The organism is Mesorhizobium sp. CA7 (genome assembly GCF_020165015.1).
Taxonomy (GTDB): domain Bacteria; phylum Pseudomonadota; class Alphaproteobacteria; order Rhizobiales; family Rhizobiaceae; genus Mesorhizobium.
The window spans coordinates 66,414-83,129 of sequence record NZ_JAIUHH010000020.1; the positions used below are offsets into that span (position 1 = coordinate 66,414).

The following is a 16,716-nucleotide window of genomic DNA, read 5'->3' on the forward strand; positions in this document are numbered from 1 at the left end:
ACCCAGCAGACGACGATATGAACATAGTCGCTCTCCCCCAGCCACTGCCACCCCCGCCGACGTTGAAACCGCTCCGTCTCAGAGCCGTCACGAACGCCGGTTTCTCAATCATGTTCCTGTTCTTCGGCGTGGCCGGCGGCTGGGCGGCCCTGGCACCGCTCGACAGCGCGGCGGTGACGACCGGAGTGGTCAAGGTCGACGGCGACCGCAAACTCATCCAGCACCTCGAGGGCGGCATTATCGCCGAACTGGACGCCGTCAACGGCGATGTCGTCAAGAAAGGCAAAGTCCTCGTCCGCCTCGACCACACGCAAGCCAAGGCTCAACTGGACTCGATTCAAAACAAGATCGCCACACGAGAGGCGCTCGTCGCCCGTCTCCGGGCCGAACGCGACGGCAAGGACAGGATCGCGTTCGACCAGGCATTGCTCGACAACCCGGACCCTGCCGTCAAGGACGCGGTGGCCACCCAACGTGACGTCTTCAACGCGAAGCACCGCAACCTAAAGGACGAGAAGGCAATCCTCGACGAACGCCGCCAGCAGACCGCCGAGCAAATTACCGGACTGCAACAGCTTATCGCGACCGAGGACAAGCGGATCGCGGCATTCGCGAATGAGAACAAAGACCTCGAGACTTTGCTCAGCAAGGGGCTCACCACCCGCGAACGCAACCTGACGCTCACCCAGCAACAACGCCAGACCGAGGGAGAACGCGCCACGAATGTCGCATCGATCGCCCGCGCCCGCAGCTCTATCGCCGAGATCGACATGCAAATCCTCAACCTTACAACTCAACAACTGAACGAATCAGTTGACGAATTGAGCAAGGTCGAAGCGGAGCTGTTCGACTTCCGGCAGCAAGCGCGCGCGGCCGAGGATGTCCTCAAGCGCACCGACATCACCGCGCCCGTCGACGGAATCGTAATGGACGTGAAAGTCCACACGGCGGGCGGAGTGGTGAAACCCGGCGACACGCTGATGACGGTCGTGCCGCTCGGCGAGAAGCTGGTCATCGAGACCATGGTCAAGCCCGAGGACGTCGAGACGATCGCCCCTGGCCAGACGGCCTATGTCAGCTTCCCGGCCTTCGCCAAATACAACCTGCCGCAGCTCAGCGGAGTTGTGGAAACGGTGTCGGCCGATCGATTGGTGGATGAGCGCACGAACGCTGCTTACTTCTCCGCGACGGTGATCATCAACAAGAGCGAACTGGCCAAGCTTGACGGTCGCCGGCTTCTGCCGGGCATGACGAGCGAGGCCATGATCAAGACCGGTACCCGCACGGTCCTGGCTTATCTCGCCGAACCGCTCACGCAAAACATCCGTCGCTCTTTGCGCGAGAAATGATGTAAACTGCGTAATCTCTGTGAATAACGTGCGTATCATTCTCACTATGCCACACTATAGAGTTTATCGCACACAATTGTGTGCGCGATAGGGAGGTAAATACCATGACTAAGAAGCCAGACTTAGTATCAATTGGCCCGGATTTCTCGTCGTCGAGCGCCAGTGTCGACTTGAATCTGCACGCCCAAACAGTCCAACTCGAAGAGAACATCCCGCCGAGCGCGACAGTCACCAACGAGGCCGCTTATTTCGCCGGCGGGACCGCATACACCACCGACTTCACCAACCCCACCGGGGATTATCTCCGTGTTTACACCGGCTCGGAATTCTCAGACCGAATGATCGGCGACGATCTCCTCAACCATCTTCTCGGCGGCGGCGGCAACGATTTCATGTACGGCGGCGGCGGTAACGATTGGATTGAAGGCGGTGACGGTAGCGATTCTATTGCCGGTGACGCCGGCGACGATTCCCTCTACGGCAACGCCGGCGACGACACCATCAAAGGTGGTGACGGTAACGACTTTATCAGAGCCGGTGACGGTAACGATATCATCAACGGCGGGGCCGGTGATGACGCCATCTATACCAGTGACGACAGCCAAGCCCACTACTCCCCCGGTGTCGACATAGTCAATGGCGGTGGCGGCAACGATTTTATCAGGGCCGGCCGTGACGGCGGCATATTCAATGGCGACGCTGGCAACGACACCATCACCGGCAGCGAGGGCCAGGACACTATCAACGGCGGGGCCGGCAACGACACCCTCTACGGCGACAACGGCGCTATGAATCACAACAGCACCGACACCATCCACGGCGGTGCCGGTGATGATTATATCGAAGGTGACGTCATGTTTCTCCCGTCCGGCAGAGCTAACTTCCTGTACGGTGACGGGGGCAACGACACCATCGTCGGGTTTATCGGTGACGACACCATCAACGGTGGGGCCGGCAACGACACCATCGAAGGGGGTAGGGCAAATTTCTCGATCAATTCCGGCAGCGACACCCTGACGGGCGGCGGGGGTAACGACACCTTCGTCTTCCACAGCCACACCTTCGTCGCCGGCCAACATGACGTCATCACCGACTTCAAACACGGTGACGATAAGTTCGACCTGAGGGACACTCACGACACCGCGTTCCTGCAAGGCCCCAACTTTAACTCGGCACAGTCGGCTATCGATTATCTCCACGCGCACAATCTCTCTGTCGAGAGTACAGTAGTAAAGGTCATCGACGGTTCTGCCGTCGACCTCGTCAGTTTTAGCGACGACGCCGGCACTCTCGACCTCAACGTGTCGGTAAGCGCGTCGGCGGCGGCGCATATCACACAGGCGGACTTCCTCTTCGGCGCTCTGGTGTAACCTACAGTGAGGGGCGGCGCACAAGTCGCCCCCCAACACCTGATAGTGAGACACACGTATGCGGACAGAGGTAGGGAGTGCGCGGTTTAGAGGGTGCCCGAAGCGGTATCAGAGCCGACCTGGCCGCCTCCATACACCTCGGCCTCGGGCGGCGATAATACAGACCGCTTCCAAATCTCCGACGGGCTCGGCGGCATGGACAAAGTCTGCTGCCGGGTATGTCGAGCGAGGCCATGATCAAGACCGGCACCCGCACCGTGCTGGCATATCTTGCCGAACCGCTCACGCAAAACACCCGCCGCTCATTGCGCGAGAAATGAAATCTTCGACAGCTCCATACGCATCCTTTTCACAACAAAGGAGAACCCAGACCAAAGACACATATTTCATATCCGCAGTGTAGCGCCACAACGCGCACAATTTTGTGCGCAACAGGGAGATGAATACCATGACTAAAAAGCCAGTCTTAGTATCAGTCGGCCCGGATTTCTCGCAGTCGACGGCGAGTGTCGATCTGAACCTGCACACCCACACAGTCCAACTCGAAGAGAACATCCCGCCGAGCGCGACAGTCACCAACGAGGCCGCTTATTTCGCCGGCGGGACCGCATACACTACCGACTTCACATACACCGGCACCTGGTTCGGTTCGGCTTTCTCCGACCGAATGATCGGTGACGATCTCACCAACCTATTTTCCGGTGGCCCCGGCAACGATTTCCTCCACGGCGGCGCCAGTGCCGACGCTCTCAACGGCGATGACGGCAACGACTTTATCACCGGCGGGGCCGGGGATGATCTTCTCGACGGCGGTGCCGGCAACGATACGATCAATGGCGGCGCTGACAACGACACACTCCGAGGCGGGATCGACAGCGACGTGATTTACGGCGGCACCGGGGACGACACTATCTACGGCGGCAGCGGGATTCGCCCGAGCGACGGTCAGGATCACACTCCCGGCGACACGAACGACACACTCTACGGCGGTGCCGGCAACGACACGATCTTTGGCAACGCCGGGGACGATTATATCGAGGGCGGTGCCGGCAACGATACCCTCTACGGCGACGACACCGCCACCTCCCCCACCAGCGGTAACGACACCATCCACGGCGGTGCCGGCGATGACGTGGTCGAAGATAGTCGCGGTACCAACACCCTATACGGCGATGCCGGGAATGACTTGATATTGGGTGGAGACCAGAACGACACCATCTATGGCGGCAAAGGCGCCGACATCATCCTCGGCGGCGCAGGCGCGGACTGGATGTCGGCGAACAATGGCATCACCACCGGGGACGGCGCCCGGGACACCTTTGTCTTCTTCTCGGGCGAATCATCGGCGACCGTTCAGGACACCATCCAGGGATTCAAGCATGGCGAGGATAAAATTGATCTGCATGAGTCGCGGCACGTCGCTTTGATCCTTAACGACGCTCCCGGTACTAGCGGAACTTTCGCCTCGTCTCAGGCAGCTCTCGACTATCTTCACGCACACAACATATCCGCCGAAGGAGCAGTGGTGAAAGTCGACACCGGAAGCAGCGGGCTCATTGTCGGTTTCAGCGACGACGCCGGTACAATCGACCTAAACGTGGCGGTGGGCGAGACGGCGGCAGCTCACATCACCGAATCAGACTTCCTCTTCGCGTAGAAAAGTTGCGCCTGTAAAACTTGCAGTGGAGTACGAGCGCCAATTCTCGGTTACTGAGGTCAGCCCATTTGGAACGCGGCGCTCTGGGGAGGCGGCTGCATAATGCCGATAACAGAGACCCTCCCGACGCCGATCGAGAAGGCTGGCTGGCTGGCTGCGCGACTATCCCGCCCTTGAACCGAACCCAAAGGCGGGCATCGGCAGCGCCCGGCGCCATGAGCAGAGTTGCGCCATAGCAAATTGATGACGCACTTTCCCGGAAAGTTCGCCGTTAGATTTGCGCGGCGCCGGAACTGTTCCGAAATTTCCGAAACGTCTACTATGCCTGCATGCACGGGACTCGCATCGCTTTTGGTCCGTTCGTACTCGACCCCGACATGGGGACGCTCCTTAGAGAGGAGATCCCGGTCGCTGTTGGGCATCGTGGACTGACGCTGCTTGCTGCGCTTGCGGCACGGCCTGGCGAGATCCTGACCAAGGCCGAACTGCTGGATGCTGCCTGGCCGGGAACCGCCGTCGAGGAAGGCAACCTTACCGTTCAAATCGCGACACTAAGAAAGGCTCTCGGTCCGGCTGATAATGGCGGTGAGTGGATCGCCACGGTGCCTCGCGTCGGCTACCGCTTCACCGGGACTGTCAAGCCGGTGGCGAGCGCATCCTGCAAACCGATACCGCCGTCCGGCAAGCCTTCGATCGCGGTGCTGCCTTTTGCCAATCTGGGCGGCGATCAGGACCAGCAGTATCTCAGCGACGGCATAACCGAGGACATAATCACGGAGCTGGCCAGGTTTCGCTCCCTCCTCGTCATCGCGCGCAATTCGTCTTTTCAATTTCGCCATCCGGCAATGGACATTGCCGAAGTACATCGCAAACTCGGAGTTCGCTATCTCGTCGAAGGCAGCATAAGAAAACTCGGTGATCGCATTCGGATCACCACACAGCTGATCGACGCCGCCACCGGCACCCATCTATGGGCCCAACGCTACGATCGGGCCCTTAACGACATCTTCGCGTTGCAAGACGAGGTTGCAGCGCTTATCGCCTCGATGGTCGAAGGGCAAGCGGAGGCGGAATCGGCGACCCGTACCAGACGCAAGCCACCCGCCGATTGGGATGCATACGACTACTACCTGCAGGGGCGCGCGCACTTTTACCGATATGAACTGGAAAAGTCCGAGCCCCTCTTCGTTCGGTCCGTGGATCTCGATTCGTCGTTCGCTCAAGCCCACGCCTTCCTCGCGCAGGCCCTCGTCGGCAGATTTTGGTACGACAATGATCCGCGGACGCTACAGAAGGCCTGGGACTCGGCACGGACGGCGCTCTCTCTCGACAGAAGCGATGGCGTCTGTCACCAGAGCATGGGGCTGGTGCTTACACACATGCGCCAGCATAGCGATGCAGGAGTGCATTTTGAGCTCGCGCGCTCGTTGAACCCGCTAGACGTGAATATAGCGGGGGATTACGCAAGCTGGCTCAACTACGGCGGACGGGCCGAGACGGCACTCAACGTGCTCGAAACCGCGCTCCTGCGCGAGCCGTTACCTCCGGTGTGGTTCTGGGAGGTGAAGGGCAGCTCTCTGTTCCTGCTTGGAAGGTACTCGGAAGCTGTCGCTTCGTATCGGAAGGCCGGTGACCAATTCTTCATCCATGCCTTCCTCGCAGCGTCATACGCACATTTGGGCGAGATGGAGAAGGCGCGCGCTGAGGTTGAGGAAGCACTGACAAGGAAACACGAGCTGACCATCCGGCTGATTTCAGGTCTCCCGTTCACCGATCAAGTCGCCCTTGAGCTTTTCACGTCAGGCTTCAGAAAGGCCGGTTTTCCCGTGTGAACGTATCTACGATCCCAGCCTATCTCGATTTTTGGTAAATACGCGGACGATCCTGATGCACCGCAGGACAGCAGGTCCGCCTGCAACCAAGCGAGCCACGGTCAGCACGGTTGCCCGCCGTCTGGATGTTAGGCTCTCACCCGAAGCGATAAGGAGATCCTGCCCGCGATGACAGATACAAAGTGGGTGACCTTGGCTCCAAAGCCCGGCTTGGCTAGACTTCGAAAGATGCTGGACGCCATTCACCACGTCGCGCTTATCTGCACCGACTACGATCGATCGCGACGGTTCTATGTCGAGCTTCTCGGCCTGGACCTGATCCGCGAGGTCTATCGGGAGGAGCGGCAGTCCTGGAAGGCCGACCTGCGGATCGGATCCGCCCAGCTGGAATTGTTTTCCTTCCCTGCCCCAGCGCCGCGGCCTTCTTATCCAGAGGCGACAGGACTGCGGCACTTGGCGTTTGCTGTGGGGAACCTTGACCTCGTAGTTGCGCGCCTGGAAGCCGCCGGCGTTGCCGTAGAGCCAATCCGGATCGACCCATATACGGATCGGCGCTTCACCTTCTTTAGCGACCCGGATGGATTGCCGTTGGAACTCTACGAAGCGCAATAAAGTGCGTTTATACGACAGTCTGGGTATCGCACGACGGAACCATTCGGCACTTCGGGGGGCGGAGCTAGGTTTCGAGTCAGCCGATCCAGGCAAGACCCGACAACCGAGCCGGACCTGATGATGCTGTGGAACGTCCTGGACTGGGCGCCGGAAGGTCGCGGGACCGACTGGTACCCGAAGATCACCTACTAAGCGGTCGAGATGGTTGGCCAGGAGTCTGGCGTTGCGGAAAAGGGTGGAGACCTGCCAATCCGCTCACGGCTCCGCTTAAGGCATTCGCGATGTTGTCATCAAGCGTCTGCAACTGGCGCTCAGTGGCATTCGGCGCGCGAGCATTCGGCGCTGTCCAATTGGCCAGGATCAGGCAACCACTGCCACCGGCAGGCCGGCCGCCTTCCATTCCGGCATGCCGTCCTCCAGCCGGCGCGCCGCATGCCCGAGCGCGCGCAGCGCCGCGACAGCCTCGAAGGACATCACGCACCACGGGCCGCGGCAATAGGCGACGATTTCGCGGCCGATAGCGGCGTCGGCTGACCAGGCCCTGACTTTTCCCAGCGGGACATTGATGGCGCCGGGCACATGGCCGAGCGCGAACTCGTCCGCCGGGCGCACATCGATCAGCATCACCAGTCCGTCGCGCATCAGCCTCTGAAGCTCGTCGCGCGTGACCGGTCGCATGTCGTCGCGCGCGTCGAAATAGCCGCGCACGATGCGGTCGACCTCGGCGAGCTGCCGCTCGGCAACGCCGCGCACCGCGGCGAAGGCGGAAAGCACGCTGTCATCGGCGAGCGAATAGCGCACGAATTTGCCATCGCGCTCGGCCGAGACGATGCCGGCGCGGCGAAGCGCCTGCAGATGCTGAGAGATGTTGGCGACGGGCAGGCCGAGCTTCGCCGCGAGCGCCTCGACGCTGCGCGCGCCTTGCGCCAGATGCTCGATCATTTCCAGGCGCAGCGGATGCCCGAGCGCCTTGGCGACGATCGCGAACTGCTCGTACAGCGCCTGTTTCGGATTGCGGATTGACATCGACCTTTCTGCCGTCATTCAATGGAATAATTGAATGACGGTTTCGACCATTGCTGTCAAGCAGAGCGGCTCCCCGGGGCGCAGCCGCTCGTTCGGAGGAAAAGCGATGATTCTCAGGCAGTTCCTGCACAACGATCCGGTTGCCGCCTCCTATCTGTTCGGCTGCGGCGGCAAGGCTTCCGCGGCCGTGGTCGACCCGGTCGGCGACATCGCGCCCTATGTCGATGCGGCGCGCGCGACCGGCATGCGCATCCTCTATGTCGTCGACACGCATATCCATGCCGACCACATCTCGGCCGGACGCTCGCTGGCCGAGGCGACGGGCGCGGAATACGTGCTGTTCGAGGGGGCCGAAGCAGGCTTCCCGTTCCGGCGTGTCAAGGATGGCGAGGTGCTCGAGCTCGGCAATGTCACGGCGACGGTCTTGCATACACCGGGCCATACGCCGGAGCATCTGAGCCTGTTGGTCACCGACCGGACGCGGTCGGCCGAACCTTGGTTCGTGCTCACCGGGCACACGCTGATGGTCGGCGATCTCGGCCGCACGGAGCTTGCTTCAAGCGCCGAGGACGGGGCGCGTGCGCTTTATGCCAGCGTGCGGCGGCTGAAGGAGCTGCCGGACCATATCGAGGTGCTGCCCGGCGCCTATTCGGGCTCGGTCTGCGGCCGCTCGCTGAGCGGTAAGCCGACATCGACCATCGGCTTCGAGCGACGCTTCAACAAGGCGTTCCGCATCGAGGATGAGGGTGAGTTCGTCGCAGCCATGACCGCCGACATCCCTCCCCCGCCGCCGCAGGCCGCCCGGACCCGGGCCGTCAACGCCGGAGCGAAATCTTGAACATAGCGGCGTCTGCCGTCGCGCTCGGCCTCAAGGCCAACTGGAAGCAGTTTTCGCTCCTGGTGCTGATCAATGCCTTTGTCGGCGGCATGGTCGGCATCGAGCGGACCGTGGTGCCGCTGATCGGCGCGGAGGAGTTCGGCGTGGCGTCGACCACGCTGGTCGTCTCCTTCATCGTCAGCTTCGGCGTGGTCAAGGCCTGCGCCAACCTTGTCTCGGGCCAGCTTGCCGACAGATGGGGCCGCAAGCGGGTGCTGATCCTCGGCTGGCTGTTCGGCCTGCCGGTGCCCTTCATCATCATCTGGGCACCGAGCTGGGGATGGATCGTCGCCGCCAACGCGCTCCTCGGCATCAACCAGGGCTTCGCCTGGTCGATGACGGTGATCATGAAGGTCGACCTGGTCGGACCGAAGTCGCGCGGGCTCGCCGTCGGCCTCAACGAATTCGCCGGCTACCTCGCCGTCGGCGCCACTGCTTTCCTGACCGGCTATCTGGCGAGCCGCTACGGCTTTCGTCCCGTGCCGATCTATCTCGGCGTCGGCTACGCGATCCTGGGTGCGGCGCTGTCGATCCTGCTCGTGCGCGACACGCGCGAGCATCTGCGGCTGGAGCTGGCCAACCATCCAAGACAAGCTTCCCCGCTCAGCTTCCGCGAGATCTTCATGCTGACCTCGTTCGGGGATCGCAATTTGTTCGCAGCCTCGCAGGCCGGCCTGGTGAACAACCTCAATGACGGCATGAGTTGGGGGCTGTTTCCGCTCTTCTTCGTTGCCAATGGGCTCGGCATCGAGCGCATCGGCATTCTCAAGGCGGTCTATCCGGCGGTGTGGGGCATCCTCCAGGTCGCGACCGGGCCGTTGAGCGACCGCTGGGGCCGCAAGGGGCTGATCGTCGCCGGCATGTGGGTGCAGGCGGCGGGGCTTCTCACCACCGCCATGACGCGCGAATTCGGCTGGTGGCTGCTGGCCAGCCTTTTGCTCGGCCTCGGCACGGCAATGGTCTATCCGTGCCTGATCGCGGCGGTGTCGGACGCATCGCACCCTTCCTGGCGGGCGCGCTCGCTCAGCGTCTATCGCTTCTGGCGCGACCTCGGCTATGCGATCGGGGCGTTCTCCGCCGGCCTGATCGCCGACTTCTTCGGCTTCGTTGCGGCGATCGCGGCCATTGCCGCATTGACCTTCCTGTCGGGCGCGATCGTCGCGGTGACGATGCGTGAGCCGCGTTCCGCCACCGTGGTTCCGACATCGGGCGATCGTTGAGACCGCCTCGGAAACGAAGGCCGTGTTTACGTTAATGGAAGCTTGATGCTGCGCGGGACGTGCCTGTCCGCTACAATCTGGACAGGTACATTTCCTCGAGACCGTTCATGAGCAATCCGAACCGCATGCCGTGGGTCGACACGGCAAAAGGCCTTTCCATCATCCTGGTGGTGATGATGTATTCGGCCTACAACACCGGCGAATATACCGGCGGCGTCGGTTTCCTGCATTATGTCATCGGCTTTGCGACGCCGTTCCGCATGCCGGAATTCTTCCTGATCTCGGGCCTGTTCCTGTCGCAGGTGATCGACCGGCCATGGCGGCGCTATGTCGACCGCCGCGTCGTCCATTACCTCTATTTCTACGTGCTTTGGGCGGTCATCTCGATAGGGCTGAAGATCGGCATCTTCAGCCGCGATCCTGCCGGCATGCTGCACGACCTCGCAATGGCTGTCGTCCAGCCCTATGGCGTCTTGTGGTTCATCTACATGCTTGCGGTCTTCGGGATCGCCATCCGCGTGCTGCGCGAGCTTCGCGTGCCGCACTGGATCGTCATCTTGGCTGCGGCCGCGCTGCAGATGTGGGCGCCGAAGCCGGACAGCTACGCGCTTGAGCAGTTCGCGGCCTATTTCGTGTTCTTCTACGTCGGCTTCGTGCTCGCGCCGCTGATATTCCGGCTGGTGGAGTGGACGCAGGCACGGCCGGCGATCGCCGTTCTCGGCCTGCTCGCCTGGGCGATCGTCAACGGCCTGCTCGTCTATTCGCCGGGCTATGCGATGCAGCCGGTCGGCATGCAGATGGGACTGGCGGCATGGCCGCCGCTGCATCTGTCGCTTGCCGTCGCCGGCGCCGTGGCGCTCTGCGTTGCCGGCGGTTTCCTGTCGAAATTCGCTTCCATGGAATGGCTGCGCTGGCTCGGCGAGCATTCGCTGGTCGTCTATGTCGCCTTCACCATCCCGATGTCGATCTTCCGGGGCGTCATGCTGGCGAGCGGTCTCCTCACCGATACCGGCATGCTGAGCCTGGCGGTGCTGCTGGTCTCGGTCATAAGCCCGGTGGTGCTCTACTTCATCGTCCAGCGCGTCGGCTTCGGCACCTTCCTGTTCGAGCGGCCGGCCTGGGCGCATTTCGACAGGCCGACAGCCGCCAAGGCCTCCAGCAAGCCCATGACCCGGCCGGCACGCGAGGCGGCCTGACCGGGCCGCCCGTTCCGGCCATCCGTTATTTGCTAGCGTCGTATCCCGGCCGGCGCACGGCCCTGATCTTGCCGCTGCTGCCGCCGCCGCAGAAGAAGCAGCCGTCGCCATCGGATTCCAGTCCCGACACACCGGAGGGCATCGCGACCTCCTGCAGCACGTCACCCGTCTCGGGATCGATGCGCAGCAGATCGCCCTCCTCACCTTCCCAAGTGGCATGCCAGAGTTCGCCGTCGATCCAGGTGACGCCGGTGACGACGCGTTTCGACTCGATGCTACGGATCACCTCGCCCGTTTCAGGATTGATCTGGTGGATCTTATGGGCCCTGTATTCGCCGACCCAGAGCGAACCTTCGGCCCAGGCCATGCCTGAATCGCCGCCATTGCCCGGTGCGGGAATGGTGGCGACGACCTCGCCGGTCTCGGGGTCGACCTTGTGAATGCGGTCCTCGGCGATCTGGTAGAGGTGCTCGCCGTCGAAAGCGGTTCCGGCATGCGAGGCGACGTCGATCGATTGCACGATGGTGCCACTCTCCGGGTCGAGGGCCTTCAATTTGTCGCCGGTGGCAAACCAGACATTCTTGCCATCGTAGGTGACGCCATTGACGCGCTCGGCGTCCGGAAAGGGTCCATATTCGCGCAGGATCTCGGCAGCGGCTCTTTTCATCTTCCAATCCTCATCGGTCTCTTGTGTCAGCTTCGACTTTAGCCGCTCTGCTGCAAACCCGGGAGCAACAACACAGTCGGGAATTTATGAACCGCCTCAAAGCTCGACGCAGATCTTGCCGAAATGCTTCCGGCTTTCATACGCCCGGAAAGCCGAGGCAATCTCGCGCAGCGGAAAGCTACGGCCGATAACAGGCCTCAGGCCGTTGGCCGTTATCGCCCGGATCATATCTTCCTGGTCAGCTCTGCTGCCGATGGAAATTCCATTGATGCGGATCTGATTGGAAAACAGCGCCGGGATCGACACTTCTGCGGCAAAGCCGGTCAACACGCCGATCAGCGCGATATGGCCGCCCATCCTGCAGGCCGTTATCGACTGCGCCAGCGTGCCGGGGCCGCCGACCTCGACCACGTGATCGACACCGCGTCCATCGGTCAGGTCCCTGGCCTTCCGGCCCCAGTCCGGCACGGCCTTGTAATTGATAAGATGATCGGCGCCGAGCCGCCTGAGCTTTTCGAGCTTGTCATCGGAGGAAGATGTCGCGATGACACGGGCACCCGCCATCTTGGCGAACTGCAGCGCGAACAACGACACGCTGCCCGCGCCGAGGACCAGCACCGTATCGCCGGGCCTCACCTGACCGCACACCACCAGGCCCCTCCAGGCGGTTACCCCGGCGCAACTGAGTGTAGCCGCCTCCACATGGGTGTAACCCGCCGGCGCTTTCGTGAAAGCATGCCACGGCATCGAGGCATATTCCCTTGCATAGCCATCGACATCATCGCCCAGTTCACCCTGCTTGGTGGCGGGCGTAGCCTCGCCACCCAGCCAATTGGGCCAATAGCAGCTGACAACGGCATCGCCGGTCTCGAATGCGTCGACGCCCTCCCCGACGGCAATCACCTCGCCAGCACCATCGGACAGCGGAATGCGGCCGTCGGCGCAGGGCTTCTTGCCCGTTGCAACCATGCTGTCGTGGAAGTTCAGCGAGCATGCCCGGATTCGGACCAGCAACTCGCCCGGTCCGGGCTCGGGCCGGTCCTCCTCGACCAGCGTGAGTTGTTCCAGGCCGCCGGGCGCTCTTAATCTGATCAGTTTCATGACGTCTCTCCCTCGATGCCGAGTACCGGCAAACTAGTCGCTCGGCAGCGGACCGGGGAGTAACAAGACAGTCGGGAATCCGGTGACCGGCGGCATCATCCAGCGGCGCGCCCGGCCGCGGCCCACCGCCTGCACCTTGTGCTCGGCCGACAACTGCTCCAGCGCCCGCTGCACGGTGCGCGCGCTGGCGCCAAGCGCGATCGCCAGCGCCGAGCTCGACCAGGCCTCGCCGTCGGTCAGGAAGGCAAGCACCGCGCCATGCTCATCCTCGACAGGCGGCGCCAGCACGACGATCTCGGCGGCGTTCCGCGGCGTCAACGCAAAGCCGCCGGCGGTCGCATTGATCTCGGCCATCCCGGCGAGCTCGGCGCGCAGCCGTCCCATCTCGACCCTCAGCCGTGCGCGATGCGATTCATCGACATGCCTCGCGCGGAAGGCGCGCCTCAGCAATGTCTCGCGCGAGGCATCCGCCGGCCAGGTTTCGGCGAGCGTGCGCGCCAGCGCAAACAGCACCTGCCGGGTCGCCAGCGAGACCACGGCGCCGCCTTCGCGCACGACGTTGCGGCAAGCATCGATGACCAGCGCGCCGGACCCCAGCAGCGCCTCGACCTCGTCGAGCAGCAACTCTTTCTCCGCGCCGCGCGCGATCAGCCGGCCCACCGGCGTGTTCAGCACCAGGGACGCTGCTTCGACTTCGGCCTTCAATGCCGGGATGTTGGCTTGATAGGCGGCAAGCGATGCCCGGCCGAATGCCGAGCGCGCCGCCTTTGTCCTCAGGCGCCGGACGGCGATGCCGGCCGCGGCCAGTTCATGCGCGACGCGCGCCACCGGCGGCAGCGGCGTCGGATCGAAGTCCGCAAGCAGGCGCTCGGCCTCGTCGAGGCGGCCGACCAGGATGAGGCGGCGCGCCTCGAGGCTGCCGGCATAGGCGGCGTTCAGCCGGTCGCCATGCGCGGCGAGCGTCGCGCGGGCGGACCGCAGCGCCTTCTCCGGCCAGCCGAGGTCGCGCGAGACCAGCGCGATCTCGGCCTCGGCGACGACGCAGCGGGCGCGCGCCACCGCTTCCCTCGGACTGAAGGCGCGGGCGGCGTCCTTCAGCAGCGCCTTGGCCTTGGCGAAATCGCCGAGCTGCGCCATCGCGATGCCGCGCAGGGCCAGCGCCGGCGCGTCGTCGCGCAGCGCGACGCGCTTCAAGGCGCCGAGCGGATCGCCCGCGGCGAGCGCGCGGCCGGCGGCATTGATCAGCGAATCCATGCCACCGTCTCAGCGCCCGCCGCAGCAAATCGCGTCACACTTGTAACTCTCACCATCGCAGCGTGCCGTCCTATGTCTGTCCTCGTCACCCCAACCAAACCCAAGAACGGGACAAGAGCAATGACCCAACATATGAAGACACCGCCGGTCGTTTCGCAGGAAGCGTGGGAAGGCGCCTATGAAGATATGCTGGTGAAGGAAAAGGCGCTCACCCGCGCCCGCGACGCTTTGGCCGCCGAACGCCGCCGCATGCCGTGGATGGAAGTCAAGAAGGACTATGTGTTCGAAGGCCCGAACGGCAAGATGAGCCTGCTCGACCTCTTCGAAGGCCGCCGCCAGCTCGTCGTCTACCGCGCCTTCTTCGAGCCCGGCGTCTATGGCTGGCCAGAACATGCGTGCCGCGGCTGCTCGCTCGGGGCCGACATGGTCGGCAACCTTGCGCATCTCAACGCCCGCGACACCACGCTTGCCTATGCCTCGCGCGCGCCACAGGCCGACATCCAGCGGCTGAAGCAGCGGATGGACTGGAAGATGCCCTGGTACACCATCACCGACAGCTGGGATAAGGATTTCGGCGTCGACGAATGGCATGGCCACAACGTCTTCATCCATGACGGCAAGCGCATCTTCCGCACTTATTTCGTCAACAACCGCGGCGACGAAGCCTTTGGCACCGTCTGGAGCTATCTCGACGTCACCCCGCTCGGCCGCCAGGAGGTGTGGGAGGATTCGCCCGAGGGCTATCCGCAGACCCAGACCTACAAATGGTGGAACTGGCACGACAATTACGAGGAAGGCGCCGCCCCCGACCAGAGATGGGTCGAGGTCTCGGATGCCGGCGAAGCGGCGTTCCGCAACAAGAACGCCTGAGCGTGAAGCGGTTCCGGCGGCGCAAACCGCGCGCCGCCGGAGCCAATCGCCTCGCGCTTGTTCCAACGGGCTCGAACCCTGCCCCGCATCAGAAGGTGGATATCATGAGCATCGACAATCCTGCCCCTCGCCCAAACGGCCTGATCGGCTTCGGCCTCGCTGACTGGCTTTGCCTCGCCGCGACTCCTACCTTCGCCACGATGGCGCTGCTCACGGCGGCCTATGGCGGCCAGGACATGATGTGCATGTCGGGCGCCTCGGCGCTCGGCGGCATGGTGCCGATGTATCTGTTGATGGCAGCGTTCCACCTGGCGCCGTGGCTGCGGCTGGCGGCGCGGCGGGGGTGAGACGCGCGGAATGCGCTGGCCAGAAGCTGCAATTCCGTTGGCAATCTCCATTTGGCCAGCAACGTCGTTGCCGGCCAAGTGGATGGCAGGACGGAGGCACCGTTCAGCGGCCTGCCAATTGAAAGAAAGGTGCCGACAGTCACCCCACCTAGCTTGGCTGGAATTCGTTGGTAATCACACGCTCGTTGGGATCGATCGGACCCAAGTTTCTCACGACCCGGAATTGACCGCCCTGCGCCTGCGCGATGTACATATTCATGCGAACGTGATGCTGACCGGAAACCATCTCGGCCGCACCTCCTGGGCCTTCGGCGATACGAGCATGGTCGAGTGCCCGTATGACCGCGTCGCGCTCGACACTGCCCGCCTCGTTGACGGCAGCTTCCCACATCTTGATCGCCCGATAGTGCCCAGTGCACCCGCTGCCCGCAGTCAAGGTAGCGCTGCCGGGGAACCGTTCGCTATAGCGGCGCAACAGCGCGCGACCGAACGGTTCGTCGAGCTCCTGGTAATAGTCGAGGCAGCTGTAGAGGCCCTCGATCTGCTCGGACGGCACCAGGTTGAAGAAGTTCTCATCGAAGTAGGTGCAGACGATCCGGCCGCCGCGTTTGCCGAAGCCGGCCTTGTGCAGTTCTTCGAGGAACGGTGTCAGTCCCGGCGGGACGATGGTGTTGAAAACCACGTCGGTGCCGCTGGCCATGATCTGCTGCACGGTCCGCCGGAAATCGACGGTGTCCAGCGGAAAATACTCCTCGCCGACGATCTCGCCGCCATTGGCGAGCACCGCCCGGCTCGCGGTCTTGTTCAGCAAATGCGGCCAGATGTAATCGGCCGATGGAAAATAGAACCGCTTCGCCCCGGTGTTGTTCATGAGCCACGGTATCAGCGGCTCGACCTGCTGAGCGGGAACGGGTCCGGTGCAGAAAATCAGCGGATCGTTTTCCTGCCCCTCATACTGCTCGGTATAGATGTAAAGCGTCCTGCCCCGGGTGACCGCCTCGCTCTTGATGGCCAGGCGGGTCGAGCTGTAGATGCCGCCGACGACCACATCGACCTTGTCGACGTCGACTAGTTTCGCGGCCTTTGCCTTGGCGACGCTTTCGACGGTCTCGCCGTCCTCGACGACCAGCTCGACCGGCCGGCCGAGAAGGCCGCCTTTGGTATTGATGTCGTCGACAAGCATGGTGGTGAGGTTGGCGTTGGCGATGCCCATGAAGGACAATGGGCCGGTGAGCTCGGCGATAAGGCCGATCTTGATGGGTTTCGGATCCATCTGATTCTCCGTTTCTGGGGGATTCGTCGGGCGCGCCGCCGCCAAAGGCGGGCGGCGCGCAGGGT

15 protein-coding genes are annotated in these 16,716 nt (G+C 62.9%); 10 read left to right on the forward strand and 5 right to left on the reverse strand.

Going from position 1 to position 16,716, the window contains the following annotated elements:
- Window positions 1–17 precede the first annotated feature (17 nt).
- The 5 genes from LB552_RS25760 (at window position 18) to LB552_RS25780 (ending at window position 6,820) form a co-directional block, all read left to right on the forward strand.
- The gene (locus LB552_RS25760) at window positions 18–1,349 is read left to right on the forward strand and encodes an HlyD family type I secretion periplasmic adaptor subunit (RefSeq protein ID WP_224610995.1); all 1,332 of its coding nucleotides are present in this window, start codon (window positions 18–20) and stop codon (window positions 1,347–1,349) included.
- A gap of 104 nt (window positions 1,350–1,453) precedes the next feature.
- On the forward strand, window positions 1,454–2,719 hold the full coding sequence (locus LB552_RS25765; RefSeq protein WP_224610956.1) for a calcium-binding protein: 1,266 nt from the start codon (window positions 1,454–1,456) through the stop codon (window positions 2,717–2,719).
- Window positions 2,720–3,158: 439 nt separating this feature from the next.
- Window positions 3,159–4,376: a calcium-binding protein gene (locus tag LB552_RS25770; RefSeq protein WP_224610957.1), complete on the forward strand. Its 1,218-nt coding sequence runs from the start codon at window positions 3,159–3,161 to the stop codon at window positions 4,374–4,376.
- Between the two features lie 377 nt (window positions 4,377–4,753).
- Window positions 4,754–6,208 (forward strand): winged helix-turn-helix domain-containing protein, encoded by a 1,455-nt coding sequence (locus tag LB552_RS25775; RefSeq protein ID WP_224610958.1) that lies wholly within the window; start codon window positions 4,754–4,756, stop codon window positions 6,206–6,208.
- 228 nt (window positions 6,209–6,436) lie between these two features.
- Window positions 6,437–6,820, forward strand: a complete 384-nt coding sequence (locus LB552_RS25780; protein WP_224529348.1) for a VOC family protein — start codon at window positions 6,437–6,439, stop codon at window positions 6,818–6,820.
- Between the two features lie 360 nt (window positions 6,821–7,180).
- On the opposite strand, the gene LB552_RS25785 is transcribed toward LB552_RS25780, so the two are convergent.
- Window positions 7,181–7,846, reverse strand: a complete 666-nt coding sequence (locus tag LB552_RS25785; protein WP_224610959.1) for an ArsR/SmtB family transcription factor — start codon at window positions 7,844–7,846, stop codon at window positions 7,181–7,183.
- 106 nt (window positions 7,847–7,952) lie between these two features.
- On the opposite strand from LB552_RS25785, the gene LB552_RS25790 reads away from it, so the two are divergent.
- The 3 genes from LB552_RS25790 (at window position 7,953) to LB552_RS25800 (ending at window position 11,139) form a co-directional block, all read left to right on the forward strand.
- A complete protein-coding gene (locus tag LB552_RS25790; RefSeq protein ID WP_140840913.1) occupies window positions 7,953–8,684 on the forward strand; it encodes an MBL fold metallo-hydrolase in 732 nt (243 codons plus the stop codon).
- Window positions 8,681–9,943, forward strand: a complete 1,263-nt coding sequence (locus LB552_RS25795; protein WP_224610962.1) for an MFS transporter — start codon at window positions 8,681–8,683, stop codon at window positions 9,941–9,943. Before LB552_RS25790 ends, LB552_RS25795 begins: the two co-directional genes overlap by 4 nt.
- Before the next feature lie 107 nt (window positions 9,944–10,050).
- Entirely contained in the window at window positions 10,051–11,139 is a 1,089-nt protein-coding gene (locus LB552_RS25800) for an acyltransferase family protein (RefSeq protein WP_224610963.1), read from the forward strand.
- A 25-nt stretch (window positions 11,140–11,164) separates the two neighbouring features.
- On the opposite strand, the gene LB552_RS25805 is transcribed toward LB552_RS25800, so the two are convergent.
- The 3 genes from LB552_RS25805 to LB552_RS25815 all read right to left on the reverse strand — a co-directional run bounded on the left by LB552_RS25805 (window position 11,165) and on the right by LB552_RS25815 (window position 14,161).
- Window positions 11,165–11,806, reverse strand: coding sequence for a DUF5074 domain-containing protein (locus LB552_RS25805; RefSeq protein WP_224610964.1), 642 nt, complete (start codon window positions 11,804–11,806; stop codon window positions 11,165–11,167).
- Between the two features lie 96 nt (window positions 11,807–11,902).
- Window positions 11,903–12,907 (reverse strand): zinc-dependent alcohol dehydrogenase family protein, encoded by a 1,005-nt coding sequence (locus LB552_RS25810; protein ID WP_224610965.1) that lies wholly within the window; start codon window positions 12,905–12,907, stop codon window positions 11,903–11,905.
- A gap of 33 nt (window positions 12,908–12,940) precedes the next feature.
- Window positions 12,941–14,161, reverse strand: coding sequence for a helix-turn-helix domain-containing protein (locus LB552_RS25815; protein ID WP_224610966.1), 1,221 nt, complete (start codon window positions 14,159–14,161; stop codon window positions 12,941–12,943).
- Window positions 14,162–14,281: 120 nt separating this feature from the next.
- Between LB552_RS25815 and LB552_RS25820 the strand changes: the two genes are divergently transcribed.
- Window positions 14,282–15,031 carry a DUF899 domain-containing protein gene (locus tag LB552_RS25820; protein WP_224610967.1) on the forward strand — a complete coding sequence of 250 codons (750 nt, stop codon included), beginning with the start codon at window positions 14,282–14,284 and terminating at the stop codon, window positions 15,029–15,031.
- 104 nt (window positions 15,032–15,135) lie between these two features.
- On the forward strand, window positions 15,136–15,378 hold the full coding sequence (locus tag LB552_RS25825) for a hypothetical protein (RefSeq protein ID WP_411966404.1): 243 nt from the start codon (window positions 15,136–15,138) through the stop codon (window positions 15,376–15,378).
- 148 nt (window positions 15,379–15,526) lie between these two features.
- Here LB552_RS25825 and LB552_RS25830 read toward each other — a convergent pair whose 3' ends face one another.
- Window positions 15,527–16,696 carry a substrate-binding protein gene (locus LB552_RS25830; RefSeq protein ID WP_224610968.1) on the reverse strand — a complete coding sequence of 390 codons (1,170 nt, stop codon included), beginning with the start codon at window positions 16,694–16,696 and terminating at the stop codon, window positions 15,527–15,529.
- Window positions 16,697–16,716 lie beyond the last annotated feature (20 nt).